We start from the raw sequence: 26,703 nt of genomic DNA, 5'->3' as shown, positions 1-26,703 counted from the left end.
GGTGCGGGGGGGGGGGGGGGGGGCCGGGGCGTCGGCCGACGCCCCGGACCCGGGGCCAGGAGACGTGGGCCGCCAGCCGGAACACCACGCTGCGGCGCAGCGGGCCCTCCGGCATCTCCGGGTCGTCGAAGTCGTCGGACGGGTCCCTGGTCATGCCGAGGCGCCGCATCACCGCCTGGGAGCGGAGGTTGGCGGCGGTGGTCACCGCCAGGATCTCCGGGAGGTGCAGGCGTGCGAAGCCGAAGTCCACGACCGCCCGCGCGGCCTCGGTGCCGTAGCCGTGACCCCAGGCCGTACGCGCCAGCCGCCAGCCCGCCTCCACTCCGGAGAACGGCATGCCCTCGTCCACCGGGTCCAGACCGGTGAATCCGACGAACTCGCCCGTGGCGCGCACCTCGACCGCCCACCAGCCCCAGCCCCGCCGGTCGAGGTCGTGCTGGAAGCGGGCGGCGGACGCGTCGCTCTGCTCTCTCGTGAGGACACCCGGAAAGTGCTCGCGCACCTCGGGATCGGCGTTCATGGCGGCCCAGGGGGCCAGGTCGGAATCCCGCCAGGAGCGCAGGAGGAGACGGTCGGTGCGCAGTTCGGACATCGCGCCAACCTAGTGTGAACAGGGGGCGCGGACGATCGAATATCCGTTCCGGGCATCGTGGTCGCCGCTGCGCACCCGGCGTGCGTGGGCGCGGGGAGTCCTCACCGGCCCGACCGTGCCGACGGTCGGGCCCGGTGGCTACAGCCCCCCGCTCGCCCCCAGCCCCCACCGCACCGCCCGCAGGTGTTCGGCCAGCGGGCCGAGGCCGACGTCGTGGCGGCGTTCGTCGACCGTCTCGGGGTGGCGGATGGGGTACGGGAAGAGTGTGCCGGGGTTGATCCGGGTGCCGTAGAACTGGGGCTGGCTCAGGGCGACCGCGCAGTGGTCGGCGATGTAGGCGTGGTGCACGGCCGGGCAGCGGCCGTCCGCGACCGCTTCGGCGATCAGATCGCGGCAGCGGAGCTGGAACCCGAGGTCGGGGGCGTGCAGCAGGAGCATCAGGGCCGCGGTGGAGGCGGTTTCGCCGACCGTGTCGGCGGTGGGCCAGCCGTGGCGGGTGACGATCGTGCGGAGGGCGTCGCCGTTGCCGACGTGGCACTCGGCGATGCGATCGCGAGCCCGTGCGGTGGGCGCCGACCGGGCCTCCCGGGCCAGCCTCCGCTCGTCCTCGGCCCTGCGGACCAGCTCGGCGGCGAGCACCTGCCCACGCGGCGGTGGTGCCGCGCCGGACGCGGGCCCGGATGTGGAGTCCATGGCCGGGGCGCCCCTCACAGCGGCTCCCGGACGGTGAGCGGGAACCTCGCCTCGTGTGGGATCAAGGCATCCTCGCCGCGTCCCGGGAGCGGCCCGCCCCGCCGTGCGGAGCGTCGTGGCCGCTCCGGCCTGGGGCGTACCCCGCCGCGGGGATCCGTCGGCGGGGTACGCCGACCCGGACTGCCGTCATCGTCTCTCTCCGTCTCCTCGGGGTTGGTGGGGCCGACCGGCGTGGCGGGCCGCCGGTGCTGTTGTCGCAGACAACAGCACCGGGCGAGGGAAAAGCCAGGTGGTGGAGGGGGTGTGCGGTTGCGGGCGGGTAGTGGCTCGCGTCGTGCGGGTTCTCGGCCGTGGTGCACATCGACGCGGCCCCGCCCCTCGGCAGGTGGGACGTCCCCGTGGGTCGGCCCGGCAGGCGTCGGACGGCCGTCGAGCCGCGCCGGCCTCAAGCGGTCGCCCCCAGCACCACACGCGACCGGCGTTCGAAGTCCTGTACGAGCGGTTCGTCGCGGCGGGACGCCAGCCGGCCCCGGAAGTCACGGAGGGCCTGGATGGACCGTTCGCTGTGCACACCGCTGAGCGCTTCGAGCGCGACGGTGGCCGTGGCGATCGCCTCGTCCAGGCGGTTCTGCTGGAGGTGGGCCGTCGCGAGGACGGACCGGCTGATGGCCTGACGCCGACGGCGGTCGGCATGGGCGCGCACCGACTCGCCCGCCGTGTGCTCGGCCTGCGCGGCGAGGCCCAGGTCGCGGAAGCAGACCGCCGACTCGGCCTGGAGGTAGTGGTGGTCGAGGAACCGCACCCAGGGCGACTCCTGGGCGGCGCCCCGGCTCGCGTCGAGCTGCTTCTCGGCGGCGCGCAAGGCCTCGGCGGTCTCGCGGGGACGGCCCAGCGCGGCGTGGCCGCGCGCGGACATGGCGTGCAGGCGCATCAGGCCGAGCGGGCTGCCGGAGTCCTTGGCGGTGGCCACCCCGGCCCGGGCCAGGGCCACCCCCTCGTCGGGGCGGCCCAGACTGGTCGCCAGATGGGACAGGCCGGCCAGGATCTGCCCGCCCAGCACATGGTCGCGGCCCTCCGCGCAGAGCCTGAGGCCCTGCGTCATGTACCGCTGGGCGAGGCCGTACTCCCCGGCGTCGTACGAGCTCCAGCCCGCCATCGCGGCCAGCCGTGCGGCGGCGGCGAACAGTTCGCGCCGGTGGTGCGGCGGCAGGCCGCGCTGCTGGAGCAGGGGGACCACCTCGGTGGTGAGGTACTGCACGATGCTCGTACGGATGCCGCCGCCCCCGTACTGGTTGTCCATCTCGTCGAACATGCGGAGCATCGCGTGGACCTGCTCCACCGGCCCGCCGCCCGACACCGGTGCGAGCCTCGGGGCGTCCCGGCTCTCCACGAGCCACAGCAGCCAGGCCCGCTGGGGGTTCGCGAGCGCGCCCGGCACGAACGGCACCGAACCCAGCAGACTGCGCCGGGAGATGTCGGTGGAGCCCAGTTCCGCCAGGGTGTGCAGGGTCTCCGCCACGTTCTCGGTGTAGAGCAACGCCCGCCCCGTCACCGGCCGTCCGCGGTCGAGCGGGAAACCGAGGTCGGCCGGGGTGAGCGCGCGGCCCAGCCGTTCGCCGAGGACCGCCGCGATCAACTCCGGTGTGCTGCCCCGTGGTTGCTGGCCCTGGAGCCAGCGGGTGACGGAGGCCTTGTCGTAGTTGGTGTCCGCGCCCTGGCAGCGGCCCAGGTCGTTGACCCGGAGCGCGAGGGAGGCGTACGAGCAGCCGGCCTCCTTCAGGGCCGCCGCCAGCGGTTTGTTGGGTCCGCCGGCCGCTTTGGCCGGGGGCCTCGGTAATCCGTGTGATCCGTTCGTCACGGCGGCCATCCAGGTTGTCGCATCGAGTCGGCGCGCGGCTTGTCCCGTGCCCGCCGTGGCGCCAACTCCTGGGCGGGCCGGAGGAGTTCGAGGACACTGCCGTGCGTGTGCGGCAGGTCACCCCGTCACTATGGTGGCCGAACAACTCAGCCCGCAACCGGCGTTCTGATAATTTCAGAATGAACCGCGAAGACCTGTCCGTGTCAACGGATCGCGTGGCACACTGCACGCTGTGGATCCCGTCCCGGGAGGTTGCACGTGAGTGAGACCCGCGTCGGAGGGAGCGCTCCCGCGGCGCCCACTGTCCTGCGCATGGTCCTCGGCAAGCGGCTCCGCCAGCTGCGGGAACAGGCGGGAGTCTCCTTCGACGACGCCGCCCGCGCCATCGAGGTCACCGCGCTGACGGTCCGCCGCATGGAGAAGGCCGAGGTCGGGCTCCGTATCCCCTACGTGAAGGAGTTGCTGCGCACCTACGGGGTCTCGGGCAGCGAGATCGAGGGCTTCCTCGCCCTCGCCCGCGAGGCCAACCAGCCCGGCTGGTGGCACAAGTTCCGTGATGTGCTGCCGGAGTGGTTCAGCGCGTACGTGAGCCTGGAGAGCGAAGCCGCCGTCATCCGTCTCTACGAACCCCAGTACGTCCCCGGTCTGCTGCAGACCCACGACTACGCCGCCGCGCTGATGCGGGTCGGCTTTCCGAACGCGAGCCCGGAGGACGTCGACCGCCGGGTCGCCCTGCGCCTCAGACGCCAGGACCTGCTGGCCAAACCCGAGGCGCCGGCCGTCTGGGCCATCCTCGACGAGACCGTGCTGCGCCGGCCCGTGGGCGGCCCCGAGGTGATGCGGGCCCAGATCGACCGGCTCGCCGAGGCGACGGACCGGCCCAAGGTCAGGATCCAGATCATGCGCTTCGCGGCCGGACCCCACCCCGGGGCGTTCGGCCCCTTCCACTACTTCCGCTTCGGCTTCTCCGAACTCCCCGACATCGTCTACACCGAGGGCCTCGCGGGCGCCCAGTACGTCGACCAGCCCGCGGACGTCGTGACCTATCTGGAGGTACTGGACCGGATGTCCGTGCAGGCGGAACCGGTCGCTCGGACCAGGGACATCCTGGCGGCACTACGCAAGGAGTTGTGACCATGGCAAGGACACCCGACAGCCCCGTCCACAGCGGCATGCCCGCTCCCGAACTCGGCGCCGAGGGCTGGCGCAAGCCCTGGAGCGGCACGAACGGCGGTTCCTGCGTCGAGGCCAAGCGCCTGGCCGACGGCCGTGTGGCCTTCCGCCAGTCCACCGATCCGGACGGCCCCGCCCTCGTCTACACCCGGGAGGAGATGACGGCGTTCCTGGCGGGCGCCAAGGCCGGCGAAGCCGATTTCCTCATCGCCTGACCCCTCCCGCGCCGCGCCGGCCACCGGGGGCACCACGGCCTCACAACCGGACAACCCGTGCGCGCACTGCCCCCGTCCCGCGGTCGTGGTCAGACTGGGGGCATCTCCAGGCCGCGTACGGGATCGCGAGGGCGACGCCCGCCGCACCACCCGAAGGGAGCGGCATGGTCGTGCCGACTCGTGAGCCGGGCCGAGCCCTGCCGGTCGCCGCGGCGGGGCGGGGATGATCCCGCCGCCCGCGCTCACCCGGTACCGGACCCTCGTCGTCGAGGGGCACGACGGTCCCGGCCGGGACCGTCTCGTGGGCGAACTGGCGGACCTCGGCTTCGAGGTCCGGCACGTACCGCCCGCCCTGCACCACTTGGACCCGGCCCTGCCCTACCGCGAACTCCTCGACGGCCCCGGCCGACTGGCCGTCGACGGGCACCTCATCGCGGAACTCGTGCACGGACCGCTGCGCCGGGGCCGCTCCCGGGTGACGTGGATGCAGGCACTCGACCTCGCCGACGCCGTGGCCGAACGCGACGGGGCCATGCTCCACCTGACCACGGCCGAGGTCACGGAGGCCGCCACCGCCTACGCCCGGGTCTTCCGCACCCTCGCCCAGCACGTACCCGTGGTCACCCTCGACACCGGGGAGCCGGGCGGCCCCCTGCGCACCCCCGCTGCTCCTCCGTCCCAACTCTGGCAACACGCCGGGCAGTTGACGATAGGTTGATGTACGACCACGCGATGTGAGGCAGGAGAGTACCCATGGCAGACCTCCAACCCACCCCCGACCAGAAAGCACTGTCGAAGATCGACACCACGGTGCCGCACTCGGCCCGCATCTGGAACTACTGGATGGGCGGCAAGGACAACTACGAGGTCGACCGCGAGGCGGGCGACGCCTACCGCGAGATCGCCCCCAACATCGAGACGATGGCCCGTGCCTCCCGGGTGTACCTCATCCGCACGGTCACCTTCGTGGCCCGCGAGCGCGGCATCCGCCAGTTCCTGGACATCGGCACGGGCCTGCCGACGTACGACAACACCCACCAGGTCGCCCAGAAGGTCGCCCCGGAGTCCCGCATCGTCTACGTCGACAACGACCCGCTGGTGCTGCGTCACGCCCAGGCCCTGCTCACCAGCACCCCCGAGGGCGTCACCGACTACGTCGACGCGGACCTGCGCGACCCGGACACCATCCTCGAAGCCGCCGGGAAGATCCTCGACTTCGACAGGCCCGTGGCACTGATGCTCATGGGCATCCTCGGCCACATCCAGGACTACGACGAGGCACAGGCCATCGTCCGCCGCCTCCAGGCCGCCCTGCCGTCGGGCAGCTACTTCGTCCACTACGACAGCACGGACACCGACGCCGAGCTCAAGCGCGCCCAGGACGGCTATGACGACACCGGCGCCGTCCCCTACGTGCTGCGCAGCCCCCGGCAGCTGCACGCGTACTACGAGGGCCTGGAACTGCTGGAGCCCGGCATCGTCTCCTGCCCGCTGTGGCGTCCGGAACCCGGCACGAACCCGGAGCCGACGGACGTGTACGGGGGAGTGGCCCACAAGGCGTAGCGGCACCGGACCGGCGCGCGGCGATCCGGGTAGGGCGAGCCGGCAGGGACGGCAGAGTACTCCGGGGCACTTCGGGTAGGCCCCCCCGCATGACGGGCCCCCACGACATCGACCGGCAGATTCTCGACGCCGTGGAGAATCTGGTGCCCCTGTGGTTCTCGGCGGTCGAGGACGTGACCCCCCGGTTGTCCCCCAGACAGATACTGGCGCTGCGGGCGGTGCGCCGGCGGCCCGAGCTGAACCTGACCGCCCTGGCCGAGAGCCTGCGGGTGGGGCTGCCCACGGCCAGCCGGCTCTGCGACCGGCTGGAGTCGGCCGGCCTGCTCCAGCGGCGCGTCCGGCACGGCGACCGGCGCGAGGTGCTCCTGGTGGTCACCGAGCGCGGAGTCGGGTTCCTGACGGACATCACCGACCGGCTGTCGGCGCGGCTGGCCGACGCCCTGGCGGCGATGCCGCCGGCCGAGCGCGCACGGGTCGAGCAGGCGCTGCGGGCCCTGGGGGGCTCCGTCAGCTGAGCCGCGCCGGGATCCGCCCGGTGCCGCTGCGCACATGGCAGAGCAGCAGGCACACGTCGTCCTCGTGCTCCTCGTCCAGCAGCGGCTGGAGGAGCCGGTCGGCCGAGTCCTCCAGATCGCCGTCGAGCGTGGCCGGCTCAAGCTCCGCCAGCGCGGTCGCCAGCCGGTCGATGCCCGGGTCGATGCCCTGGGCCCGGCGTTCCACCAGCCCGTCCGTGTAGAGCGCCAGGGTCGAGCCCGGCGGCAGCGGGACGGTGTGGTCGGCGATCTCCTGGTGGAGCGGGATGCCGAGCATCGCGCCCGGCTTGGCGTCCAGGACCGTCACCCGTCCGTCGGGCGCGCGCAGCACCGGCGGTGGATGCCCCGCGGCGGCCCAGGTGAGGGTGGGCTCGCGCGGATGGAACCGCGCGATGACGGCGGTGGCGTACAGGTCGGGCTGCAGATGGTGCAGGAACAGATGGAGACGGGTGAGGAGCCGGCCGGGTGTCTCGCCGTCCACGGCGTAGGCGCGCAGCGCGGTCCGCAGCTGGCTCATCATCACCGCCGCGCGCAGACCGTGCCCGGTGACATCGCCGATGACGGTGATCAGGCTGCCGTCGGGCTGGCGGAAGGCGTCGTACCAGTCGCCGCCGATGTTCAGGCCCCGCGTGGCCGGCAGATAACGGGCCGCCAGCCCCAGTCCCGGTGTGGTGGGCAGTTCGGTGAGCAGGGCCCGCTGCAGGGTCTCGGCGATGTCGCGGTTGTGCTCGAAGCGCCGGGCGTTCTCCAGCGCGACCCCGGCGCGCCGGGCCAGTTCGATCAGCATCACGGCGTCGTCGGCGTCCCAGCGCTGGTCGTCCGGCGGGGACAGCGTCAGTACGCCCAGGGGCGCGCCCCGGGTCATCAGCGGTACGCACAGCAGGGGCCGGGCGGGGGCGAGCGCCGAGGGCGGCTGGTCGTCGACGCCGGGCAGCCCGCCCGGGTGGTCGGCGGCGTACTGGGGGCGTCCGCGGCGGGCCGCGACGACGGCGGCGGCCGGGCGCGGACCGCCGCGGGCCAGGTCGCCCTCCCCGTCGAACAGCCATACGTCGGCGGTCCTCGCGTACCGGGGCACCAGGAGCGTGGGCAGCAGCCGCACGATCGCGTCGGGGTTGAGGGAGGCGGTCAGGGCGGCGCTGGAGTCGGCGAGGAAGGTGAGCCGGCCGCGCGCGCTCTCGGCCTCCTCACGGGCCTTCTGCTCGGCGGCGAAGAGGTCGCGCTGCGCGCGCCCGGCCGCGTCCAGTTCGGCGTGCAGGGCGAGGACACCCTGGTTGGTCTGGTGCAGCTCCTCGCGGTGGAAGGTGACCAGCGCCTCCTGCCCGTCGAGTTTCTCCAGCAGCAGCGCGGCGTCCTCGTCGGCTCCGAACAGGGCCTCCGCGAGCGTCTCGGGATCACCGGGCACCTGCCCGCTGTCCGGCAGGCGCCCCTCCCCGGAGCAGGCGACCGTGAACCGCCACGGCTGGCGGAACTCACCCGGCCGCCGGTTCGCCGACGTCACCTCGACCAGGAACCGGCTGCCGCCGGGCCCCGCCGTCGTGGCCCGCGCGGTCAGCAGCCACCCGCCCCCCTTGGTGAGGCACTGCCGCAGCTGCGCGGAGAGCACGGACACCAGCCGCGCCCGGTCGGTCGTGGAGACCCCGTGCGCGGCGGCCAGCCGCGCGGTGGCGATACGGGCCCGGGCGGCGTCGATGATGGAGCTGACATGCCAGGTACGGGTCATGGGAAATGGTCCGGCGGGGAGGGGCTCAGTACGGCGACGGTGGTGTCGTCGCGGACCGGCCGGGCGGGGCTGCTCGCGTCGCGCACGATCACGGCGGCGATCACAGCGGGGTCGAGGGAGGGGCTGTGGGCGGCGGGTCCGGGGCTCCAGCGGCTGGGCAGACCGTCGCTGTGCAGCACGAGCAGACAGTCGGCCCCCCAGTCCGCCGCGTGCTGCGGCAGACGGGCCGCCCGGTGGGCACCGACTATGCCGGGACGTGACAGCAGCGGCTGCCACTGCGCGCCGGTGCGCAGCCGTGCCCCGATGTTGCCGATGCCGGAGAACAGCAGCCTGCCCGCGGCGATGTCGAGCTGGGCGACGGCGACGGCCGCGCCCCGGGTGTCGCGCAGCGCGCCCTCCAGCCGCCGCAGCAGCTCGGCGGGGGGCAGCGCGGGCGCGCGGTACAGCTGCTCCACGGCCGCCGAGGAGGCGCGGGCCGCCGCCACACCGTGCCCCAGTCCGTCGGCGAGCATCAGCGTGGTGAGGTCGCCCTCGCGGACCCACGCCCACGCGTCGCCGGAGAACTCGGCCCCCGCGAAGGGCACGTTGACGCCACCGGCGCGTACGTCCGAGGCGGGGGAGGGGGCCGGACCGCCGCGGCGTGCGGGGCGGGCGCCGAGCCGGGCCAGGGCGATGGTGCCCCGGCCGACCGTGCTGTGCAGGTCGAAGTCGTCGGCGACCCGGCGGCAGGTGCCGAGGCCCGCGCCGAGCGAGGACGTCGTGGAGAAGCCGTCGCGCAGCGCGCCCGCCACGTCGCGCACCCCCGGGCCGTGGTCGATCGCCACGATCTGCACCATGGGCGCCGCGCCGTCCGCGCGCTCCGGCGCGGGGCGGGAGACGACGTCCAGCAGTATCAGCCCGCCACCGGCGTGCTTGAGCAGGTTCGTCGCCAGCTCGGTGGCCACCAGCGCGCAGCCGGCGGCACGGTCCTCGTCCAGCCCGGCCCGCGCCGCCGCCGCCTCGGCGGCCACCCGGGCGTCGCGCACCCGGGTCGAGTCGTGCACCGGAACCTCCCAGACGCGCGGCATCACCGCTCCTCGCGCGGGCGCGGCGCACCCGGCATCCAGGACGTCACCGTGACTGCGGTGCCCGAGCCCGGGCGGCTGTCGATCGCGAACTCGTGGACCAGCCGCCGGGCGCCGCCGAGGCCCATGCCCAGCCCCTCCCCGGAGGTGTAGCCGTCGACGAGGGCCTGGTCGAGGTCCGGGATGCCGGGGCCCTCGTCGCTGAAGACCAGCCGCAGCCCGCGCGCGCCGCCCTTGTCCACGGGCTCGCACTCCATCTGCCCCCCGCCGCCGTGGACCAGGGTGTTGCGGGCCAGTTCACTGGCCGCGGTGACGAGTTTGGTCTGCTCGACCAGACCGAAGCCGAGCTGGGCGGCCGCCTGCCGCACATGCTGACGTACCCACACCAGATCGAGGTCCGAGTGGATCGGCAGGCAGGCGGAGATGCCGCCGGCGGTCTGCATCACGGACTCTCCTGGCGTGCGTGTCCCCGGCGGGGGAAGGCAGGATGCGGTTCGCCGAGGAGACGGAACGCGTCCTCGGTACTGAGCGCGGTACGCAGTCCCGGCAGGGTGAGCCCCAGCTCCACCAGCGTGATCGCGACGGCCGGACGCATGCCCGCCACCACGGTCCCGGCGGCGAGCAGACTCGTCTGGGCGGCGATGTCACCGAGCACCCGGCCCAGGAACGAGTCCACCATCTCCACCCCGGACAGGTCGATGACCACGCCCGTGGCGCCGCTGCGCACCACGGTGGAGCTGATGTCCTGCTGGAGCTGCTCCGCCGCGCCGTCGTGCAGATCGCCCTGGAGCGACACCAGGAGCACGTTGCCGAGCTTGAGCACCGGTACGGGCGCCCCGTACGAGGACGGACCGCCGTACGCGGCGAAGAGATCGCCGCTCACCTGTGCCCCGAACCGGCCGGGCCGCGGGACACGATGTCCGTGCCCAGCTCCCGCAGCGCGTAGGCCAGGGCGTCCGCGAGGCTGGTGCGGGTGAGCACCGAGCTGAGGTCGATGCCCAGGTGGACGATGGTCTGCGCGATCGGCGGCCGGATGCCCGAGACGATGCACTCGGCTCCCATCAGCCGCGCCGCGGCCACGGTCTTCATGAGGTGCTGGGCCACCAGTGAGTCGACGGTCGGGACGCCGGTGATGTCCAGGATGGCGAACCGGGCGTGCTGCTCGACGATCGAGTCGAGGAGCCGCTCCATCACCACCTGGCTGCGCGCGCTGTCCAGCGTGCCGATCAGCGGGACGGCGACGATGCCCTCCCACAGGCTGATCACCGGCGTGGCGACCTCCATCAACTGCAGGCGCTGTCGGTGGATGAGTTCCTCGCCCTCGTTGAGAGCCGTCTCCAGCACCACCAGACGCAGGGTGCCCATCAGGACCGTCAGCGTCGTGGTGCACTCCCGCAGATGCGTGGCCGGTGCGGCGGCGAACTCGGCGACCAGCAGCTCCGTGACGGGCGGCCGCAGCGCGTCCACCTCGGCGGAGATCTGCGTGACGGTGGAGCCGGCCCGCGCCCGGGAGGCGGCCGTCCGCGCGAGCTGCTCGCGCACGACATGGAAGCCGCCGGCCTCCGCGTCCTCGACGCTCTCCGCGGCGGCCACCGCGGCGAGCGCGTCCACGACGGCCCGGCCCGCTTCCACCGCCTCGTCCCGGGAGTGGGTGAAGACGGTGCGGAACAGCGCCGCGTCGGCCCAGCGCTGCGCGATCTGTTCCTGGCGGCGGCGCATGAACTCCGCCACCTCCTGCGCCGGTGTCAACTGCCGGTCTGCCGTGTCCTGTTCCGGCACGGGTGTCTCCTCACTCACTGGCGCGCCTCCCCTTTTGCGGGAGACGACTGTCGGGCGAACTCATCAGGGGGTTCGGGCGGACTCCCCCCGGCCGAACCAGTCGAGACAGACCACGAGCGCGTCGTCGTCCGCCACGGGTGTGCCGCGGTGACCGGAGAGCTCCCTGAGCACCGCGCCGGGGACGTCGGCGGCGGGCAGCAGCCGCGTGGCGTTGATCGCGCGGGCCAGCGCGCGTTCGCCGTACTCCTCCCCGCCGGGCGTGGCCACGGAGTACACGCCGTCGCTGACGAAGACGAGCCGGTCACCGGGTTCGATCGTCAGCTCCTGGGAGGTGTACTGCGTCTCCTCGAACATGCCCAGCGGCAGCTGTGCGTCCAGGGCGATGGAGGAGACGTTCCCCTCGCGCAGCAGCAGCATCCGCGGGGAGCCCGCGTCGACGATCCGCAGCTGCCCGGTGGCCAGGTCCAGGTCCAGCAGCAGCACCGACAGGTGCTGGGCCCCGCCGTACTGGGCGTGGAGGGCCTGGTCGGCCAGGGCCGCCTGGTCGGCGATGGGGACACCGGCCCGCCGGGCGTTGCGCAGCGCGTTGATCCCCAGGTTGGTCAGCAGGGAGGCCTCGATGCCCTCGCCCATGCCGTTGGTGACGTACAGCATCAGGCGGTCGGCGTCGGCGGACCAGTCGAAGTTGTCGCCGAAGATCGCGTAGGCGGGTTCCAGCTGGCCGCCGAGCGCGTACTCCGCGGTGGTGGAGGAGCGGGCCGGCAGCAGCTGCCACTGCATCTCCGCCGCCAGGGTCAGCCGGCTGGCGCGCCGCGCCCGTACATACAGGTCGGTGTCGCGCTCCGCGACGACCAGCTCGTGCGCCAGGACCCCGGCCAGCTCGGTCAGTTCGGTCAGGACCTCCTCGGCGTGCGCGGCGGACGGCAGCGTCAGACGCAGCACGCCGAGCCGGTCACCGCGCACGGTGACCGGCAGATGCGCCCGCACCCGCCCGTCGCCGCGCTTCTCCAGGTACGGTTCCTGCGCCCCGAACGCCCGGCCGGTCGGGCCGCCGTGCATCGGCACGGGTTCCGGCGGGTCCGGGCGCGGGGACACCGGTCGCAGCGCGGTGAGCGAGTAGTCGGCCAGGTACAGTTCGACCTCCCGCGCGGACCAGGCGTCGCCGTCCAGTTCGTCGCGCAGGGCGTCGAGCAGGTGGTGCGGAGCAGCGGAGCGAAGCGCCCGTTCGGCTGCCACGAATCTGTTCACGATGTCGGATACGCCATTCTTTCCAGAGCTGACAGTGTTCGAGATGCCTGGAAGAGTGGGCCCGTGACTTCCTCCTCCAACCCGCGGCCGGACGAGGTGGCTCGTGTGACCTCCGAGGCGGCCGAGCTGCTGGAGGTCCTCTGGGGACGCGCCTCGACGGCTCCGGTGTCCGCCTCCCAGCTCCGCGTGCTCTTCATCCTGGAGCACAGCGACGGCATCAACCTGCGGATGCTCGCCGACGCGCTCGGTTCCACGCCACCCTCCACCAGTCGGCTCTGCGACCGCCTGGAAGCGGTGGGTTTCGTCGAACGCCGTGTCAGTACGGCGAGCAGGCGCGAACTGTGTCTGAGGCTGAGCCGGCGCGGACAGGCCTTCCTGATGGACCTGCGCGATCGTCGCGAACGGGCCCTGCGATCCGTGCTGGAGCAGATGCCCGCCGCGAAGCGGACCGCGCTGCTGGAGGGGCTGGAGGCGTTCTGCGCGACCGCGGCGGCCGAGATCCACGAGTCGGAAGCCGAGGACGCCCGGAGCGCCTGACCGCCGCCGACCTGGTCCGACAGCATCATCCCAACCTTTCCCACACTCTTGGCCCGGCTCACTCTGTTGCCTTCCGGCCATAGTTGTCAAACGACAACTGTTGGCCATGGCTACGCCTTGACGCACCGACGGAAAAGGCCGAACGGCACGGTCCGTCGGTGCGTCGACGCGTCGCCAACGGCTATTCCTCAGCCGGTCGTTCGTCCGGGAGCGAGGCGACCTGCCCGGAATCGACGGCGGCCAGCGCCTCGTCCACGCTGTCCACCGTGGCGACGGTGAGACTGACACCGGTGAGGTCGAGTATGCGGCGCACGGCGGCCGTCGGGGCGATGACATAGACACCGCCCGGGATCCGCCGCACCTCCTGGTAGGTCCGCAGGATGATGTTCATGCCCGACGAGTCCATGAAGGGGACGGCCGACACGTCCAGCAGGAAATGCCGCCGGCCGTGGCGCAGCTGGTTCGCGAGGTGGTGCTGCAGCTCGGTCGCCGTGTCGATGTCCAGTTCCCCTTCGATCGTGAGCAGCACGGCGTCGTCCCGGGGGAGGTCGACCTTGATCGACAGTGGGTTGTGGGCAACGGACACAGGAGCCTCCAAGGCGCTACCGATCGGGACGGGTGCCCCGATGTGCGGAATTCGACGCATCGCCCGGCGATGCGCCCGTGCGCATACCCGCGAATCGTCCGGACACACCGGCCCGATCAGGCGACACCGGGTTCCAGGAGTCCCGTGCGCAGCCGCTTGATGATCCGGCTGATCAGCCGGGACACGTGCATCTGCGACACCCCCAGCTCCTCGGCGATCTGCGACTGGGTCCACTCCTCCACGAACCGCAGGTGGATGATGCGCCGCTCACGGTCGTCGAGCTGGGCGATCAGCGGCGCCAGTGAGTGGAAGTCCTCGACGAGCTGCAGAGAGTGGTCCTCCTCGCCGATGAGGTCGCCGAGCACGGCGTCGCCGTCCTCGCCGCCGTCGGAGGTGAGGGCCGCGTCGAGCGAGGAGGTGTTGTAGCCGTTGGACGCCTTGCGCGCCTCGATGACCTCCTCCTCCGACAGCGACATCAGCTCGGACAGCTCACGCGTCGTCGGCATCCGGCCCAGCCGGGACTGCAGCTCGTCCGTCGCGCGGGCCAGCTCCACCCGCGCCTCCTGCAGCCGCCGCGGCACGTGCACCGCCCAGCTCGTGTCCCGGAAGAACCGCTTGATCTCGCCGACGATGTAGGGCACGGCGAAGGTGGTGAACTCCACCTCCCGGGACAGCTCGAACCGGTCGATGGCCTTGATCAGCCCGATCGTCCCGACCTGGACGATGTCCTCCAGGGAGTCCTCCCGCCCCCGGAAGCGCGAGGCCGCGTACCGCACGAGCGACAGGTTCATCTCGATCAGCGTGTTGCGCACGTACTGGTACGTGTGCGTGCCCTCGTCCAGCACGGCCAGCCGGTCGAAGAACTGCCGCGACATCGCTCGCGCGTCCTTGGGCCTGACCTGTGACGGGTCCTCGATCAGCGGGAGGTCCACTGCCTCCGTCATGACCCTCCCCCGTGCCGTGGCCGTAGTAGTACGTGCCGTCACGGCTGCCATGCTGTCCACCCCTCTCGCCCAGAGCCTCGTTGCCAACCCACGCTTGCCCCGGAACCGGCGACTCAGTCCCCCCGGAACACGAAAGAGGCCGTGTCGCGCACCACTCTGGCCGGAAGTCACCACCGGCTCCCGCGGCGGCCGGAGCCGGAGCCGGCCACTCTGTCACCGCGAATGCGCAGATGGTTGTTTGCCCACGGAATCGGGGGGCAATCGGAGTCCCACGCCTCCGGATCGGAGGTGGTCGGCGGGAGCGGAGCGTCCGCACAAGGACCTGGTCGCCCTCCACCGTTTCCCGCCGCAAGTCCCTGAAAGCGTCGTTCAGGAGCGATTTCTCATGCTGGTCAATGTGTCCGCGAACGGTCCCGGCACCTCCGTACGCCCCGGTACACCCGACAGGAGGACGCACGACGACGCCCCCGACACCGCCACCGCCTTCGCCCGGCTCGCCGCGATGGACCCCGGGCCCGAACGCGACCACGTCCGGGACGAACTCGTCCGTGCCTGGCTGCCCATGGCGCACCGCATCGCGAGCCGCTTCCGCAACCGGGGCGAGTCCCTGGAGGATCTGCGCCAGGTCGCCGCGATGGGCCTGGTCAAGGCGGTGGACCGCTTCGAGCCGGAGCGGGGGGCGTTCGAGAGCTACGCCGTGCCCACCATCACCGGCGAGATAAAGAGGCACTTCCGCGACCGGATGTGGACGCTGCGCGTCCCCCGCCGGGTCCAGGACCTCCGCAACAAGGTGCGCGTGGCGCGCCGTGAACTCAGCCAGACCTCCGGCGGTTCCGCCGAGCCCTCGGTCGCCGACATCGCCGCCCTCGCCGGACTCACGGAGGAGGAGGTCAACGCCGGGATGGAGGCGCTCGACAGCTTCAGCGCCCTGTCACTGGACGCCGAGATGTCCTCCGGCGACGACGGCTACAACCTCGCCGACACCCTCGGCGCCCCCGACGCCGCGTACGACGTGGTGGTGGACCGCGAGGCGGTGAAGCAGGGGCTGCGCCGACTGCCCGAGCGCGAGCGCGCCATCCTCTACATGCGCTTCTTCGAGGACATGACCCAGAACCGGATCGCCGACCGCCTGGGCATCTCCCAGATGCACGTCTCCCGGCTCATCAGCCGCAGCTGCGCCCGCGTCCGGGAGGAAGCCCTCGGCCGCACCGAGCCCTCTTCCTAGGCCTCCATCGCCTCGTCCGTTGCCCCTCCGCCGTCACCGGATCACCCAGGAGCGAAACAGATGCTGATGCCCCACCCCGCGACCCTGCGCAGGCTCGTCGAGGAGTACGAGTCACTCGTGGCCCACGAGGGTGAGCAGAGCGATCCCCACACCGTGCGGCGCGCGCAGGACCTGGCGTACACGCTGTGCGTGTCCACGGGCACCCGCGACATACGCCAGGCGCTGGAAGCGGCCCGCGGCCAACTCGCCGCGGCCCAGGCCACCGCGACCGCCGAGCTGTGCGGGAAGCGCGTGATCCTCCTTTCGGAGACCGACAGTCATGCTTCGCGCGCGAGCGGGTATGCGGCGCTCCATGAACACTGACAGGCCGGGCCGTCCCGGGGCGCCGACCCCGCACGTCCCGTGACGCCGACGGAACGCCACCGTCTCACCGACCACGACACCGCTCCCGTCCCGGAGGTGTCCACCCGGCCGGCCCGGCCGCCGCTCGCGATCACCACCGCGGCGGCGGCCCGCCGTCGTGTGCGCGCGCTCGTGGCGGAACGGTGGCGCTCCCCGGCCGGGGCGGCGTCCGAGGAGGCCGTGGTCGATCTCCTGCTCGTCGTGTCCGAACTCGTCACGAACGCGATCCGGCACGGCGGCGGCCTCGCCGCCTTCGATGTCCACCTCACCCCGGTGGGTGTGCTGCTGAGTGTGCGGGACCACAGCGCCGCCGTGCCCGTGGACCTCCACGGGCACGGCGCGCTTCCGCGCGCCCACGAGGGCAACGGATACGGATGGCCGCTGATCAACCGGCTGTCCCGCCAGGTCCGCGTCGTGCACCACGCGGCCGGCGGCAAGACGATCACCGTGCTGGTGCCGCTGACCTGACGCGGCACCCCGGCACCCGCTGCCCCTACCCCGGCCCCCCTGCCTCACCAGGGCAGGAACACGTGCACGTCCTTGCCGTGCTCGTGCACCACCACGCTCACCTCGTCGCACAGCGTGTGGATCAGATACCAGCCGATCCCGCCGCCGCCCTTGCTGGGGCTGAAGGGACGCGGCGCCGGGGACCTCGTACTCGTGTCTCCCAGCGTCACATGGACCCCGTCGACGGTGCGGCGCAGTGTCAGCTCGAAACGCCCCGGAGCGTACTGCACCGCGTTCGCGGCCAGCTCCGTGACCACCAGCAGGATGTCGTCCCAGTGCTCGACCGCCGCCGGCGGCGAGGTACGCGAGAGGACCCCGAGAAATCCCTCGGCGGCCGTACGCGCCCCTGTCACGTCGCCCAGTTCTCCGGCGAAGGCGGCGTGACCGTCGTAGATCTCCTCGGCAGGCAGTTTCTCGTCCCTACGTGACTCTGTGGCCAACTTGTGTTCCCCCGCTCGGGTTCCTGAGGCGGACGCGATGTCGTGTCCCCCTCCGACGCTCGTGTTTCCCGTGAGCGGAGGTGCTACGCGTGCGAAAGCGTAGGGATGTGTGGGGCCTTGAGGAAGACAGTGCCTCTCCGGTGCCCCTGATCGGTGTCGGCGTCCTACAGGTCATCCGGCTCACCGTCCTGGGCCGGGGTCCGCAGGACCAGCAGGGCCACATCGTCGTCGTTGTCCACGGGACGGGCCCGCTCCAGCAGCAGGTCGCAGAAGACGTGCAGGGGCCGGTGGGCGAGCGCCGCGGCGTGCTGCCGCAGCCGGGCCATGCCCCGGTCGAGCGTCTGCCCGGGCGACTCGATCAGGCCGTCCGTGTACAGCACGAGCGTGGACAGCGGCGGCAGCGGGGTGACGGTGTCCGAGCGGGCCCGGGTCAGGCCGGTGCCGAGCAGATGGTCGTGCTTCTCGTCCAGGAACCGGGACCGGCCGTCATGCGTGATCAGCAGCGGCGGCGGATGCCCGGCATTGGTCCACCGCAGGGTCCACCCTTCGTCGTCCCGCTCCACCCGGCCGAAGATCAGGGTGGCCATGGACGCCTCGGCCACGTTCACCACCGCCTGGTCCAGCCGCTCCATGATGACGCTGGGCGGCTCCTGCAGGGCCCAGGCGTAGGCCCGGAGCATGTTGCGGACCTGCGCCATGCCCGCCGCCGCGTCGATGTTGTGCCCGACGACGTCGCCGATCGCCACCGCCGTGGCACCGTCGGACAGCGGGAACACGTCGTACCAGTCGCCGCCGACCTGTGAGGACTCCGACGCCGACTCGTAGCGCGCGGCCATCCGCAGTCCCGGCACCTCCGGCATCTGGGGCAGCAGATGGCGTTGCATGGTCTCCGCGATGTGCCGCTGACGCTGGTACAGACGCGCGTTCTCCAGTGCCAGCCCGGCCCGGCGGGCGATGTCCTCCAGCAGGGACAGCTCGGCGTCGGCGAAAGCGCCCGGCCGGTCGCTGAGCCCCAGCGTGAGGGCGCCGAGCACCGCGCGCGGCCCGCGAATGGGCGCGATCGCCGCCGAGCGCAGACCCGTGACCTGGAACAGGTTCTGCTGTGCCACCGTGATCCCGGAATCGGGCGGCCCCTGATAGGTCTCCGGCCCGGCCAGGGCCGACGCCGCCCCGCGCAGGGCCCGCGAAAGCGGCATGAACGACTCCTCGTGCACCGGCGGCAGCGGGCCTTCCAGATCCTCGCGCCGCACCACGACACCGTTGTGGTGGGTCGCCACCGTCGTCCGCCAGACGTCGTCGCTCTCGGTGATCAGGTCCACGACGGCCCAGTCCGCCAGCCGCGGCACGACCAGCCGGACCAGGCGGGCGACGGCCTCGTCGGCGTCCAGGGTGGAGGTCAGCCGGGTCGTCGTCTCGGCGAGCAGCGCCAGCCGGTCCAGCTGCGACAGCGTCGTCGACCCGGTGGGCCGGATCGTCTCGTCCCCGACGGCGTTCTCGTAGAAGAGCACGGCGGCGCCCGTGGTGCCGTCCGCAAGGCCGCACGGGGTCACCAGCCAGGTCACCGGCAGCAGCGTGCCGTCGCCGCACGCGAACCACTCGCGGTCCCCGCCACCGGTGCGGCCGCTGAGGAACACCTGCATCATCGTGCACGACGACCGGGGCATCATCTGCCCGAGGTGGTCGCGGTGCAGCAGGTCGTGGGCGTCGCGGCCGACGAGTTCGTCGGCCGGGCGGCCCAGCAGTCCCTCCGCGCGGGCGTTCACCGCGGCGATGACGCCGTTGTCCCGCACCAGGTACATGCCCGCGTGCAGAAGATCGGGCAGCCCGTCCGGTGACCGGACATCCTGGCCGGACGGCCGTCGATCCAGGTCATCCGGACTGAACGCGCTCATGGTCGGGCTCCTCCTGCTCCGGTCGCGGACGAGACCGCGGCACGCACGGCGGTCCATCTCCGTCCTACGTGCCTCACGCAGTACCCCGGTCGACGGCCGCCTACGCGCACGGGTCCGAGCCGACGGCTCGGACCCCGTCCCACGAAGGCCGCGGGACCGCCGGACTCACGCCTGAGTGTGCCGTACGCACGCCGAGACGACCTCGCGCAGGCTCCCGGTCCGCTCCATCACCTCGCGCTGCACCCGAGCCCCGTTGCCGCGCCCCGTCAGCTCCGCGACGGACGCGCGGGCGAGCTCGGCGTCACCGTGGTCGACGAGGGCCTCCTCGACGTGGTCGAGCAGTGCGTGGATCACCTCGGCGGCGGGCCGCGGCCGCATCGTCGCGGGGTCCAGGAGCGCCTCCGACATGCCGGAACGGGCGGCCCGCCAGGCGGCCAGCCGCAACAGCCCCGCACTGTGCGGGAGCGGTTCCAGACCGGCCCGCCACTCCCGGGCGGCGGTCTCCACGAGTCCCCGGGCGAGGGCCGCGACCAGGACCGCGGTGTCGGGGTGCAGACAGACGTCCGCGACCCGGATCTCGACGGTCGGATACCGCTGGGACAGCCGCGCGTCGAAGTAGATCATCCCCTGGTCGCGTACGACCTCCGTGGAGATCAGGTCCTCGACGCACTGGTGGTACCGCTCCGCCGAACCGAAGACGTCGGCGGGCCCGGCCATCGGCCACATGTCCCACACCTGGGTGCGATAGCTGGCGTACCGGCTGTCCCGGCCCTGCCAGAACGGGGAGTTCGCGCTCAGCGCCGTCAGGACCGACAGCCACGGCCGCATACGGTCCAGGACGGCGACGCCCTCCTCGTCGGACTCGACCGACACATGGACATGGCAGCCGCACACGAGCTGCACCTGTGTGGGCAGGCCGAACTCCCGTGCCATCCAGAGATACCTGCTGTTCATGGTGATCGTCGGACTCACCGGCAGCGGCGAAGAGGCCAGTGCCGCCACCGCGCTGCCGAGCCCCTCCGCGTGGCGCGCCGCGTCCTTGCGGCAGCGGATGATCTCGGCCCCCAGCTCGGCCATCGACGACTGCGGATGGGTGGCGAACTCCAGCTGCTCGTCGTGCAGCTCCTTCTCGAACACGTCCTGGCCGGCGCCCTCCTGCGCGGCCCGCGCGAGCACCGCCGCGGCCTGGGCCCGCGGCTCGCCGGTCTCGGGATCGACCAGCAGGAGTTCCTCTTCCACTCCGACGGTACGCACGTCATCTGGCCCTTTCGCGCTAGGTGGTGACAGCCGTGTGCCCTCGGACGGCGCCGGGACACCTCGCAGGCCGAAGCCCGGGACGGATCCGTGTACACGGCGACGGCCTCGGGTACCCGGGCGGAGCTTCGGGGGCCGCGCCGGGCAGGTGCGGCGCCCTGTCCGCCACGACAGGAGGAGGAGAACGTGACCAGCACCACCGAGACCGGACGCGTGACCGGTACCGCGGACAAGGACTACAACCTGATCTGGTACGTCGAGGCCTGCCTGAACAACGCGCTGCGCCTCGAGACGTACATCGAGGACGCGGAGCGGGAGAAGGACACCGAGGTGGCCGAGCTGTTCCGCAAGGCACAGGCCGACAGCCGCAAGGGTGCCGACCTGGGCAAGCAGCTCCTGCACCGCCGCCTGAGCGGCTGACGGCCCGACCCGGGCCGTCAGCGGTCCGGGAGAACGTCGGACACTCCGTTCCCGGCATGCGCCATTGTGGGCACGGCCTGTGCCGTCGCGCGAACCGGCCGGAGCAGTGGTGCCGGGGGCGGAGTGTCGGAAGGTGCCGGAAACGACAGAGGACGGCGTGACCGCCGAGCTGGCGGACGGCACACGGCTGCGCGCCCGCTATCTCGTCGGCTGCGACGGCGGCCGCAGCACGGTGCGCAAGCTCCTCGGCGTCGCCTTCCCCGGCGAACCGGCCACGGTCGAGACGCTGCTGGGGGACATGGCGGCGACGGAGGACCCGGCGACGATCACCGCTGCCGTCGAGAAGGTCCGCAAGACCGAACTGCGGTTCGGCCTCACTCCCCTGGACGGCGGGACCTACCGCGTTCTCGTGCCCGCCGAGTCAGTGGCCGAGGACCGGACCGCCGCGCCGACCCTCGACGAGTTCAGGAAGCAGCTGCGGGCCTTCGCGGGCACCGACTTCGGGGTGCACTCACCGCGTTGGCTCTCCCGGTTCGGCGACGCCACCCGGCAGGCCGAGCGCTACCGGGTCGGCCGGGTGCTGCTGGCCGGCGACGCTGCGCACGTCCACCCGCCGACCGGCGGGCAGGGGCTCAACCTCGGGGTGCAGGACGCGTTCAACCTCGGCTGGAAGCTGGCCGCCGCCGTCAACGGCTGGGCGCCCGGGGGCTGCTCGACAGCTACCACACCGAGCGCCACCCGGTGGCCGCCCGCGTGCTGGCCAACACCCGCGCGCAGATGACTCTGTTGGGCTCCGGTCCGGGCCCGACCGCGCTGCGGGAACTGCTCGCGGAGCTGATGGACTTCGAGGAGGTGAACCGGTACATCACCGGGATGATCACCGCGGTCGACGTCCGCTACGACTTCGGCGAGGGCCACCACCTCCTCGGCCGGCGCATGCGGGACGTACGGCTGGGGCGGGGTCGTCTCTACGAGCTGACGCGAGACGGTCGTGGCCTGCTGCTCGACCCGGCCGGGACGCTCTCCGTCGAAGGCTGGGCGGACCGGATCGACCACGTCGTCGACACGCCCGAGGACGTGGACCTGCCCGCGGTGCTGCTGCGCCCCGACGGCCACGTGGCGTGGGCCGGCGAGGACCGGCGGGACCTCCTCGACCGGCTCCCGCGCTGGTTCGGCGCCCCCACCTGCTGAGCGCGGCCACCTGGGCGGGGCACGGTCGTACGGGGCGGGCGCCGTCGTGCCGGCGGGCACGCCCGCCCGCCCCCGGACGGTTGCCGGGAGCGTGAGGCACCGCGCAGGATGCTGGGATGACCTCGCCTCCCGCAGTACGTCCGTACCACCCCGGGGACCACGACGACCTCCACGAGATCTGTGTCCGCACCGCCCGCGACGGCGGCGACAGCAGGCCCTTCCACACCGATCCCGGCGTCTTCCCGGCGACCTTCGCCACCCCGTACGCCGAGCTGGAGCCGGAACTGGCCTTCGTCCTGGACGACGGCCGCGGACGGGCCGTCGGCTACATCCTCGGCACCGCGGACACCCCCGCCTTCGTCGACGCCTTCCGCGCCCGATGGCTCCCCCGGGTCGCAAAGCGCTACCCGGCACCCCTCGGCCCCGCGGCCACCCCCGACGAGGAGATCGCCGCCCTCCTGCACCGCCCCGAACGCATGGTCCTGCCCGAACTCGCCCCGTATCCCGCCCACCTGCACATCGACCTCCTTCCCGCCTGGCAGGGCCGGGGGTTCGGCCGGGCCCTGATGCGCACCTTCCTGCGGGCCCTGCACACCGGCGGGACAGCCGCCGTCCACCTCTGCATGTCCACCGCCAACACCCCGGCCCGTGCCTTCTACGACCGCGTGGGCTTCCACGAGATACAGGTCCCGGACCCCGGCCCGGTGACCTACCTCGGGCGCGCGACGCGGGAGAGCGGCGGGCCGCCCGCCGCGACGGTCTCCTGACCCCGGCCACGCATCACGCACCGCCTCACCGGACGGCGGTCAGGACATGGCTGGGACCCACCTGCCACACCGCTCCGACGTGCTCGAAACCCGCCTCGCGCAACAGCGCCACATGGCCGGACAGGGTCAGGTCGTTGCCCTCGCACCGGGGGCGCCCGCCCTCGTCCCGGCGGGCGAGGAAGGGGGCCAGCTCCGGGTCGGTGGCCGCGCCGGCCCACCAGGTGTCCCAGTCCTCGGTGGGGGAGGCGGCGCTCCGGGCGGCGCGGCGGCGGCCGAGGTCGAGCGCGAGTTCGGAGACCTTCGCCGAGTCGGGACTGATGTGGTCGCCGTTGACCAGGATGCCGCCGGGGCGGAGCAGACCGGCGAGCTCCTGGTAGACCCGTCGCAGGGTGTCCGTGCCCAGGTAGTGCAGGGCGGTGGTCGACACCACCGCGTCCGCGGGACGGGCCAGGCCGAGGGTGTCGAGCCAGCCGGGTGCGCCGATCAGGGTCCTGACGTACCGCAGGGCGCTGCCGTAGTGGGCGCTGCCGAGTTCCAGCAGGAGCGGGTCCGCGTCCACGGCGAGCACCTCGGCCGTGGGCAGCCGGCCGGCGAGCCGGGCCGCCAGGCATCCGGGGCCGCTGCCGAGGTCGATGACCAGGGGGGCGGGGCAGCCGCGCGTCACCTGCTCGACCAGGTCCGCGATGACCTCGAACCGCTCCTCGCGGTCGACCGCGTACAGCTGCTGCTGACGTTCCCAGCGCTCCACCCATCGCGCCGCCGTCGCCGTGCTCACATCCATGCCGGTCGCACCGCCCCCGTCCCGTCCCACCTCTGCTAATGGAAATCATTGCAGACTGGTGAGGGTGGAGAGCACCGCGTCGATGTCCTCGGGGGTGTTGTGTACATGCAGGCCGACCCGTACCGACCCCTCCTCCGCCTCCCGGCCCGCCTGGCAATGGCCGTCCGTGCGCACCATGAACCCGTGGCTGAAGAGGATGAAGCCGAGGTCCCGTGAGCCGATCCCGCGGTGCCGGAAGGCGACCAGGCTGCGGCGCCGCTGAACCTGGGAACCGGCCGTGAGGCCGGCGCGGCAGCCGAGCACCTCGTAGGCGTCCATCCGGTCCAGTCCGTCCGTGAGCCGCGGGGACGCGCGGGCAGGACCACGGGATCCATCAGCACACCGTGGACCTCCGGGCCGACGTCACCCGGTGACGGTCGAGAACCGAAAGGAAGCGCCGCACGTTGTCGGCGATCTGGTCCGGCAGGAGGACGTTCAGCGGGGAGCCGAGGGCGTCCACCAGGGTGTGCAGCAGCGGTGCCGAGTCCGGGAGGGCCGCGGTGCGCGGCTCCAGCCGGGGTTCCAGGTACAACGGGTCGTCGTCGCTCACCCCAGCTGTCCCTCCCCACCGAGGAAGACGTACCGGTTGTCGGCGACCGGCCGTAACGACCGTATCCCTCCCCCGCCGGGCCGTCCGGAACCGGGCACGGCGGGGGAGGGGCTGTTCCCGAGGGCCGACGGCTGAAACGGGACGGTCCGAGGCGGGCCGGGTGGGGCGGGCGGACCGGGTGGGGCGGGAGGGGTCAGCCGGCGCGCAGGGCGAGGCTCATCAGGATCGCGTCCCGGTCGTCGCCGGGCGCGATCCGCAGCGCGCCGGGCCAGCGGCCGACCTCGGCCCAGCCGACCTTGCGGTAGAACTCCTCCAGGCCGACCCCGCCGCGGGTGGACAGCTGGAGCCGTTCCAGGCCCATCTCGTCCCGGGCGATGTCATGGACGCGGTGCATCAGGGCGGCGCCGATCCCCAGGCCGCGGAAACGCGGATGCGTCTGGACGTGGTTCACGGTGCCGCAGTGCGCGCCGAGCGGATGCCGCTCCCGCCGGACGACCAGCCAGCCGGCCAGCGAGCCGCCGACGGTGGCGACGAGGAGCCTGCCGTGCCGGGGGTGCAGCTCCCGGACAAGCGCGTCCACCACGGGGCCGACGTCGTGCGCATGCACGGGCAGGGGCGGGAACTCGGTGGCGAGCACCGCGCCACCGGCGTTCGCCACGAGTTCCCAGCAGCGGGCGATCTCCCGTCCGAGCTCCGGGGATACCTCCTCGGGGCTCGTCAGCTGCCGAAACTCCGAGACTTGATGCACCGTCATGCCGGTCAGCCTCGCACACCCGGCCCCGTGGCTACGACCTCGCTCTCACCAGCCCGGCGTCGTACGCCGTGATCACGGCCTGGACGCGGTCGCGGGCCCCGATCTTGGCGAGGACCCGGCCGACGTGCTTCTTCACCGTGGATTCGGTCAGGAGAGCCGCTCGGCGATCTCCGCGTTGGTCCAGCCCTGGCCGATCGCGACCAGCACCTCGTCTTCGCGCTCGCTGAGGCTCGCCAGCCGCGGGTCGGCCGGAGGAGGGGTGCCGGAGGGGGCGAGCACCTGAGGGGCGTAGGCGTCCAGGAGCCGGCGGGTGAGGCTGGGGGCCACCACGGCGTCGCCGGTGGCGACCGCGTGGATACCGGCGACGAGTTCCTCGGGGCGGGCGTCCTTGAGGAGGAAAACGCCGGCGCCGGCCCGCAGCCCGTCGTACGCGTACTCGTCGAGGTCGAAGGTGGTCATGATGAGGACGCGGGTGCGGCCGCCGGCCGCGACGATGCGACGGGTCGCCTCCAGGCCGTCCATGCCGGGCATGCGGATGTCCACGAGGACGACGTCGGGGCGTAGGCGCGCGGTCAGGCGGACGGCCTCGCCGCCGTGCTCGGCCTCGCCGACCGGGGTGAGGCCGGGGGAGCCCTGGAGGAGCATGCGGAAGCCGAGCCGCTGCAGGGGCTGGTCGTCGGCGATCAGCACGGTGGTCATGGCTGATGATCTCCTGACGCCGGCAAGGTCGCGGGGCCGGGGGTGCGTCGAGCGTGACGTCCACCATCCAGCCGTGTCCGTGTCACGGGGGCCGAGGGTGACGGTACCGCCGTACATCGCGGCCCGCTGCCGGATGCCGACCAGGCCGTGCCCCGGACGGCCGGGTGCCCCCGCCGGTACGCCGGTGTCGGCCACCCTGGCACGTACGGTTCCGGCCGCCACGTGAGCCAGGCCGCCCGCGACCGTGGGACCGCGGGGGACACTTCGGCGCTCCGGTGGTACCGCGGTACCACTCGTAGGCCCCTCCGCAGGCGAGGGTGGCCTCGACACCGGCCCCCTGTCGCCGCGTGCCGCTGTGACGTGACGGTTGCAGCGCGGCCAGGCGTTCATCCGGCAGAACCTGCACGATCCGGAACTGACGCCACCGGTGATCGCCGCCGCGCACCACATCTCGCTCAGCTACCTCCACCGCGTCTCCCAGCGGCAGACGGGCGGCGAGACCGTGGCCGCCTGGATCCGGGCCCGGCGCCTGGAGGGCGTGCCGCGATCTGGCGGACCCCTCCCTGCCCTTCACACCGATCCATGTCATCGCCGCCCGCTGGGGGATGCCCCGCGCCTCCGACTTCACCCGTGCCTTCCGCGCCGCCCACGGCCTCGCACCCCGCGAGTTCCGGCTGCGGGCGCTGACCGAACGGAGCCGTGAGTCCGGGGGTTAGGTTGGGCCCATGTACGCGACGAGGGTCTCCCGACATGTGAACGCCGCACGCGCGGATGTGTACCGGGCGCTGCTGGACGCGGACGCGATCGCGCGATGGCGGGTCCCGGACGGGATGAGCGGCGAGGTGCACGAGTTCGACGCCCGTGAGGGAGGCAGGTTCCGGGTCTCCCTCACCTACGACGCGCCGACCGGCACCGGCAAGTCCTCGTCCCGCACCGACACCTATCACGGCCACTTCGCGCGTCTCGTGCCCGACGAGGAGGTGGTCGAGGTCCTCCGGTTCGAGTCGGACGACCCCGCGCTGGCCGGCACGATGACGATGACCACCCGGCTCACCGACGCGGACGGCGGTACCGACGTCCTCGTCGTGCACGAAGGGATCCCCGACGCCGTGCCGGCCGCCGACAACGAGACGGGCACGCGGATGGCGTTGGCGAACCTGGCCCGGCTGGTCGAGCGCTGAGGCCCCTCAGGCGGACGACTGGTCGCCCGCCGCGCGCTGTGCCGGCCGCCCCGCCTCCTGGGGCGCGGCGGGTTCCCCGGCGCCCGCGCGGTCGAC

At 72.8% G+C, this 26,703-nt stretch carries 28 protein-coding genes and 5 pseudogenes; 14 read left to right on the top strand and 19 right to left on the bottom strand.

Translation table 11 applies throughout. The features are described from left to right. The 3 genes from ACFU5F_RS37765 to ACFU5F_RS37755 all read right to left on the bottom strand — a co-directional run. The coding region (locus ACFU5F_RS37765) for a GNAT family N-acetyltransferase (protein ID WP_383897596.1) at positions 1–592 on the bottom strand (592 nt) is incomplete at its 3' end. Between the two features lie 138 nt (positions 593–730). After that, positions 731–1,285 carry a DUF6624 domain-containing protein gene (locus tag ACFU5F_RS37760; RefSeq protein ID WP_383897594.1) on the bottom strand — a complete coding sequence of 185 codons (555 nt, stop codon included), beginning with the start codon at positions 1,283–1,285 and terminating at the stop codon, positions 731–733. Between the two features lie 445 nt (positions 1,286–1,730). Then, positions 1,731–3,152 carry a hypothetical protein gene (locus tag ACFU5F_RS37755; RefSeq protein WP_383897593.1) on the bottom strand — a complete coding sequence of 474 codons (1,422 nt, stop codon included), beginning with the start codon at positions 3,150–3,152 and terminating at the stop codon, positions 1,731–1,733. A gap of 303 nt (positions 3,153–3,455) precedes the next feature. On the opposite strand from ACFU5F_RS37755, the gene ACFU5F_RS37750 reads away from it, so the two are divergent. The 5 genes from ACFU5F_RS37750 to ACFU5F_RS37730 all read left to right on the top strand — a co-directional run bounded on the left by ACFU5F_RS37750 (position 3,456) and on the right by ACFU5F_RS37730 (position 6,609). Next, positions 3,456–4,277: a helix-turn-helix domain-containing protein gene (locus ACFU5F_RS37750; RefSeq protein WP_383897599.1), complete on the top strand. Its 822-nt coding sequence runs from the start codon at positions 3,456–3,458 to the stop codon at positions 4,275–4,277. 2 nt (positions 4,278–4,279) lie between these two features. Continuing rightward, positions 4,280–4,531 (top strand): DUF397 domain-containing protein, encoded by a 252-nt coding sequence (locus ACFU5F_RS37745; protein WP_383897592.1) that lies wholly within the window; start codon positions 4,280–4,282, stop codon positions 4,529–4,531. Positions 4,532–4,754: 223 nt separating this feature from the next. Then, positions 4,755–5,249, top strand: coding sequence for a hypothetical protein (locus ACFU5F_RS37740; protein ID WP_383897591.1), 495 nt, complete (start codon positions 4,755–4,757; stop codon positions 5,247–5,249). Between the two features lie 35 nt (positions 5,250–5,284). Continuing rightward, complete coding sequence (locus ACFU5F_RS37735; protein WP_383897590.1) at positions 5,285–6,094, top strand: SAM-dependent methyltransferase; 810 nt, start codon at positions 5,285–5,287, stop codon at positions 6,092–6,094. Positions 6,095–6,183: 89 nt separating this feature from the next. Beyond that, the gene (locus ACFU5F_RS37730; protein ID WP_383897588.1) at positions 6,184–6,609 is read left to right on the top strand and encodes a MarR family winged helix-turn-helix transcriptional regulator; all 426 of its coding nucleotides are present in this window, start codon (positions 6,184–6,186) and stop codon (positions 6,607–6,609) included. On the opposite strand, the gene ACFU5F_RS37725 is transcribed toward ACFU5F_RS37730, so the two are convergent. From ACFU5F_RS37725 to ACFU5F_RS37700, 6 genes are all read right to left on the bottom strand, one after another. Then, entirely contained in the window at positions 6,602–8,347 is a 1,746-nt protein-coding gene (locus tag ACFU5F_RS37725) for a PP2C family protein-serine/threonine phosphatase (protein WP_383897586.1), read from the bottom strand. The genes ACFU5F_RS37730 and ACFU5F_RS37725 overlap by 8 nt on opposite strands. After that, the gene (locus ACFU5F_RS37720) at positions 8,344–9,414 is read right to left on the bottom strand and encodes a SpoIIE family protein phosphatase (RefSeq protein WP_383897584.1); all 1,071 of its coding nucleotides are present in this window, start codon (positions 9,412–9,414) and stop codon (positions 8,344–8,346) included. The genes ACFU5F_RS37725 and ACFU5F_RS37720 overlap by 4 nt, the downstream gene beginning before the upstream one ends. Beyond that, positions 9,414–9,854: an anti-sigma regulatory factor gene (locus ACFU5F_RS37715; RefSeq protein ID WP_383897597.1), complete on the bottom strand. Its 441-nt coding sequence runs from the start codon at positions 9,852–9,854 to the stop codon at positions 9,414–9,416. The genes ACFU5F_RS37720 and ACFU5F_RS37715 overlap by 1 nt, the downstream gene beginning before the upstream one ends. After that, positions 9,854–10,294, bottom strand: coding sequence for an STAS domain-containing protein (locus ACFU5F_RS37710; protein ID WP_383897582.1), 441 nt, complete (start codon positions 10,292–10,294; stop codon positions 9,854–9,856). The genes ACFU5F_RS37715 and ACFU5F_RS37710 overlap by 1 nt, the downstream gene beginning before the upstream one ends. Next, positions 10,291–11,190 carry an STAS domain-containing protein gene (locus ACFU5F_RS37705; RefSeq protein ID WP_383897580.1) on the bottom strand — a complete coding sequence of 300 codons (900 nt, stop codon included), beginning with the start codon at positions 11,188–11,190 and terminating at the stop codon, positions 10,291–10,293. The genes ACFU5F_RS37710 and ACFU5F_RS37705 overlap by 4 nt, the downstream gene beginning before the upstream one ends. 63 nt (positions 11,191–11,253) lie before the next feature. Continuing rightward, a complete protein-coding gene (locus ACFU5F_RS37700) occupies positions 11,254–12,438 on the bottom strand; it encodes a PP2C family protein-serine/threonine phosphatase (RefSeq protein ID WP_383897578.1) in 1,185 nt (394 codons plus the stop codon). 105 nt (positions 12,439–12,543) lie between these two features. Between ACFU5F_RS37700 and ACFU5F_RS37695 the strand changes: the two genes are divergently transcribed. Further along, complete coding sequence (locus ACFU5F_RS37695) at positions 12,544–12,975, top strand: MarR family winged helix-turn-helix transcriptional regulator (RefSeq protein ID WP_383897577.1); 432 nt, start codon at positions 12,544–12,546, stop codon at positions 12,973–12,975. A gap of 181 nt (positions 12,976–13,156) precedes the next feature. On the opposite strand, the gene ACFU5F_RS37690 is transcribed toward ACFU5F_RS37695, so the two are convergent. Further along, positions 13,157–13,561 (bottom strand): STAS domain-containing protein, encoded by a 405-nt coding sequence (locus tag ACFU5F_RS37690; RefSeq protein ID WP_013005977.1) that lies wholly within the window; start codon positions 13,559–13,561, stop codon positions 13,157–13,159. A 116-nt stretch (positions 13,562–13,677) separates the two neighbouring features. Beyond that, positions 13,678–14,505, bottom strand: a complete 828-nt coding sequence (locus ACFU5F_RS37685) for an RNA polymerase sigma factor SigF (protein ID WP_383897575.1) — start codon at positions 14,503–14,505, stop codon at positions 13,678–13,680. A gap of 385 nt (positions 14,506–14,890) precedes the next feature. Here ACFU5F_RS37685 and ACFU5F_RS37680 point away from each other — a divergent pair, with 385 nt between their 5' ends. The 3 genes from ACFU5F_RS37680 to ACFU5F_RS37670 are packed head-to-tail and all read left to right on the top strand — an operon-like array spanning position 14,891 to position 16,600. Then, positions 14,891–15,730 carry a SigB/SigF/SigG family RNA polymerase sigma factor gene (locus tag ACFU5F_RS37680; RefSeq protein WP_383897573.1) on the top strand — a complete coding sequence of 280 codons (840 nt, stop codon included), beginning with the start codon at positions 14,891–14,893 and terminating at the stop codon, positions 15,728–15,730. A gap of 60 nt (positions 15,731–15,790) precedes the next feature. After that, the gene (locus tag ACFU5F_RS37675; RefSeq protein ID WP_383897571.1) at positions 15,791–16,093 is read left to right on the top strand and encodes a DUF5133 domain-containing protein; all 303 of its coding nucleotides are present in this window, start codon (positions 15,791–15,793) and stop codon (positions 16,091–16,093) included. 39 nt (positions 16,094–16,132) lie between these two features. Beyond that, entirely contained in the window at positions 16,133–16,600 is a 468-nt protein-coding gene (locus ACFU5F_RS37670) for an ATP-binding protein (protein ID WP_383897569.1), read from the top strand. 44 nt (positions 16,601–16,644) lie between these two features. On the opposite strand, the gene ACFU5F_RS37665 is transcribed toward ACFU5F_RS37670, so the two are convergent. The 3 genes from ACFU5F_RS37665 to ACFU5F_RS37655 form a co-directional block, all read right to left on the bottom strand. Next, positions 16,645–17,079, bottom strand: coding sequence for an ATP-binding protein (locus ACFU5F_RS37665; RefSeq protein WP_383897567.1), 435 nt, complete (start codon positions 17,077–17,079; stop codon positions 16,645–16,647). Between the two features lie 164 nt (positions 17,080–17,243). After that, positions 17,244–18,971 (bottom strand): SpoIIE family protein phosphatase, encoded by a 1,728-nt coding sequence (locus ACFU5F_RS37660; protein WP_383897566.1) that lies wholly within the window; start codon positions 18,969–18,971, stop codon positions 17,244–17,246. A 165-nt stretch (positions 18,972–19,136) separates the two neighbouring features. Next, complete coding sequence (locus tag ACFU5F_RS37655; RefSeq protein ID WP_383897564.1) at positions 19,137–20,225, bottom strand: glutamate--cysteine ligase; 1,089 nt, start codon at positions 20,223–20,225, stop codon at positions 19,137–19,139. A 186-nt stretch (positions 20,226–20,411) separates the two neighbouring features. On the opposite strand from ACFU5F_RS37655, the gene ACFU5F_RS37650 reads away from it, so the two are divergent. The 3 genes and pseudogenes from ACFU5F_RS37650 to ACFU5F_RS37640 all read left to right on the top strand — a co-directional run bounded on the left by ACFU5F_RS37650 (position 20,412) and on the right by ACFU5F_RS37640 (position 22,603). Further along, positions 20,412–20,645 carry a hypothetical protein gene (locus tag ACFU5F_RS37650; protein ID WP_383897562.1) on the top strand — a complete coding sequence of 78 codons (234 nt, stop codon included), beginning with the start codon at positions 20,412–20,414 and terminating at the stop codon, positions 20,643–20,645. Positions 20,646–20,760: 115 nt separating this feature from the next. Next, positions 20,761–21,836: pseudogene (locus ACFU5F_RS37645) on the top strand (FAD-dependent monooxygenase); the annotation flags it as partial. 116 nt (positions 21,837–21,952) lie between these two features. Continuing rightward, positions 21,953–22,603 carry a GNAT family N-acetyltransferase gene (locus ACFU5F_RS37640; RefSeq protein WP_383897560.1) on the top strand — a complete coding sequence of 217 codons (651 nt, stop codon included), beginning with the start codon at positions 21,953–21,955 and terminating at the stop codon, positions 22,601–22,603. 25 nt (positions 22,604–22,628) lie between these two features. Here ACFU5F_RS37640 and ACFU5F_RS37635 read toward each other — a convergent pair whose 3' ends face one another. The 5 genes and pseudogenes from ACFU5F_RS37635 to ACFU5F_RS37615 all read right to left on the bottom strand — a co-directional run bounded on the left by ACFU5F_RS37635 (position 22,629) and on the right by ACFU5F_RS37615 (position 25,426). Then, a complete protein-coding gene (locus ACFU5F_RS37635) occupies positions 22,629–23,384 on the bottom strand; it encodes a class I SAM-dependent methyltransferase (protein ID WP_383897558.1) in 756 nt (251 codons plus the stop codon). A 45-nt stretch (positions 23,385–23,429) separates the two neighbouring features. After that, positions 23,430–23,726, bottom strand: a pseudogene (locus ACFU5F_RS37630) (aminotransferase class V-fold PLP-dependent enzyme); the annotation flags it as partial. A 58-nt stretch (positions 23,727–23,784) separates the two neighbouring features. Continuing rightward, positions 23,785–23,973: pseudogene (locus ACFU5F_RS37625) on the bottom strand (Y4yA family PLP-dependent enzyme); the annotation flags it as partial. Between the two features lie 193 nt (positions 23,974–24,166). Further along, positions 24,167–24,727 (bottom strand): GNAT family N-acetyltransferase, encoded by a 561-nt coding sequence (locus ACFU5F_RS37620; RefSeq protein ID WP_383897556.1) that lies wholly within the window; start codon positions 24,725–24,727, stop codon positions 24,167–24,169. Positions 24,728–24,758: 31 nt separating this feature from the next. After that, a pseudogene (locus ACFU5F_RS37615) lies at positions 24,759–25,426 on the bottom strand (response regulator). Positions 25,427–25,796: 370 nt separating this feature from the next. On the opposite strand from ACFU5F_RS37615, the pseudogene ACFU5F_RS37610 reads away from it, so the two are divergent. Together ACFU5F_RS37610 and ACFU5F_RS37605 are read left to right on the top strand one after the other, a co-directional pair. Next, a pseudogene (locus ACFU5F_RS37610) lies at positions 25,797–26,142 on the top strand (helix-turn-helix transcriptional regulator); the annotation flags it as partial. Between the two features lie 9 nt (positions 26,143–26,151). Beyond that, positions 26,152–26,607: an SRPBCC family protein gene (locus ACFU5F_RS37605; RefSeq protein WP_383897554.1), complete on the top strand. Its 456-nt coding sequence runs from the start codon at positions 26,152–26,154 to the stop codon at positions 26,605–26,607. The last annotated feature ends 96 nt before the right edge of the window (positions 26,608–26,703 follow it).

The organism is Streptomyces sp. NPDC057438 (genome assembly GCF_042802995.1).
Lineage (GTDB): Bacteria > Actinomycetota > Actinomycetes > Streptomycetales > Streptomycetaceae > Streptomyces.
This window is presented reverse-complemented; position numbering and strand designations above follow the sequence as displayed.

Excerpts from the sequence above, each read along its gene's own strand:
- ACFU5F_RS37640 (WP_383897560.1), top strand. The coding sequence starts at position 21,953 with ATGACCTCGCCTCCCGCAGTACGTCCGTACCACCCCGGGGACCACGAC.
- ACFU5F_RS37605 (WP_383897554.1), top strand. The coding sequence starts at position 26,152 with ATGTACGCGACGAGGGTCTCCCGACATGTGAACGCCGCACGCGCGGAT.
- ACFU5F_RS37680 (WP_383897573.1), top strand. The coding sequence starts at position 14,891 with ATGCTGGTCAATGTGTCCGCGAACGGTCCCGGCACCTCCGTACGCCCC.
- ACFU5F_RS37685 (WP_383897575.1), bottom strand. The coding sequence starts at position 14,505 with ATGACGGAGGCAGTGGACCTCCCGCTGATCGAGGACCCGTCACAGGTC.
- ACFU5F_RS37755 (WP_383897593.1), bottom strand. The coding sequence starts at position 3,152 with ATGGCCGCCGTGACGAACGGATCACACGGATTACCGAGGCCCCCGGCC.
- ACFU5F_RS37730 (WP_383897588.1), top strand. The coding sequence starts at position 6,184 with ATGACGGGCCCCCACGACATCGACCGGCAGATTCTCGACGCCGTGGAG.
- ACFU5F_RS37660 (WP_383897566.1), bottom strand. The coding sequence starts at position 18,971 with ATGAGCGCGTTCAGTCCGGATGACCTGGATCGACGGCCGTCCGGCCAG.
- ACFU5F_RS37740 (WP_383897591.1), top strand. The coding sequence starts at position 4,755 with ATGATCCCGCCGCCCGCGCTCACCCGGTACCGGACCCTCGTCGTCGAG.
- ACFU5F_RS37675 (WP_383897571.1), top strand. The coding sequence starts at position 15,791 with ATGCTGATGCCCCACCCCGCGACCCTGCGCAGGCTCGTCGAGGAGTAC.
- ACFU5F_RS37760 (WP_383897594.1), bottom strand. The coding sequence starts at position 1,285 with ATGGACTCCACATCCGGGCCCGCGTCCGGCGCGGCACCACCGCCGCGT.
- ACFU5F_RS37720 (WP_383897584.1), bottom strand. The coding sequence starts at position 9,414 with ATGCCGCGCGTCTGGGAGGTTCCGGTGCACGACTCGACCCGGGTGCGC.
- ACFU5F_RS37715 (WP_383897597.1), bottom strand. The coding sequence starts at position 9,854 with ATGCAGACCGCCGGCGGCATCTCCGCCTGCCTGCCGATCCACTCGGAC.
- ACFU5F_RS37620 (WP_383897556.1), bottom strand. The coding sequence starts at position 24,727 with ATGACGGTGCATCAAGTCTCGGAGTTTCGGCAGCTGACGAGCCCCGAG.
- ACFU5F_RS37635 (WP_383897558.1), bottom strand. The coding sequence starts at position 23,384 with ATGGATGTGAGCACGGCGACGGCGGCGCGATGGGTGGAGCGCTGGGAA.
- ACFU5F_RS37750 (WP_383897599.1), top strand. The coding sequence starts at position 3,456 with ATGGTCCTCGGCAAGCGGCTCCGCCAGCTGCGGGAACAGGCGGGAGTC.
- ACFU5F_RS37745 (WP_383897592.1), top strand. The coding sequence starts at position 4,280 with ATGGCAAGGACACCCGACAGCCCCGTCCACAGCGGCATGCCCGCTCCC.
- ACFU5F_RS37725 (WP_383897586.1), bottom strand. The coding sequence starts at position 8,347 with ATGACCCGTACCTGGCATGTCAGCTCCATCATCGACGCCGCCCGGGCC.
- ACFU5F_RS37735 (WP_383897590.1), top strand. The coding sequence starts at position 5,285 with ATGGCAGACCTCCAACCCACCCCCGACCAGAAAGCACTGTCGAAGATC.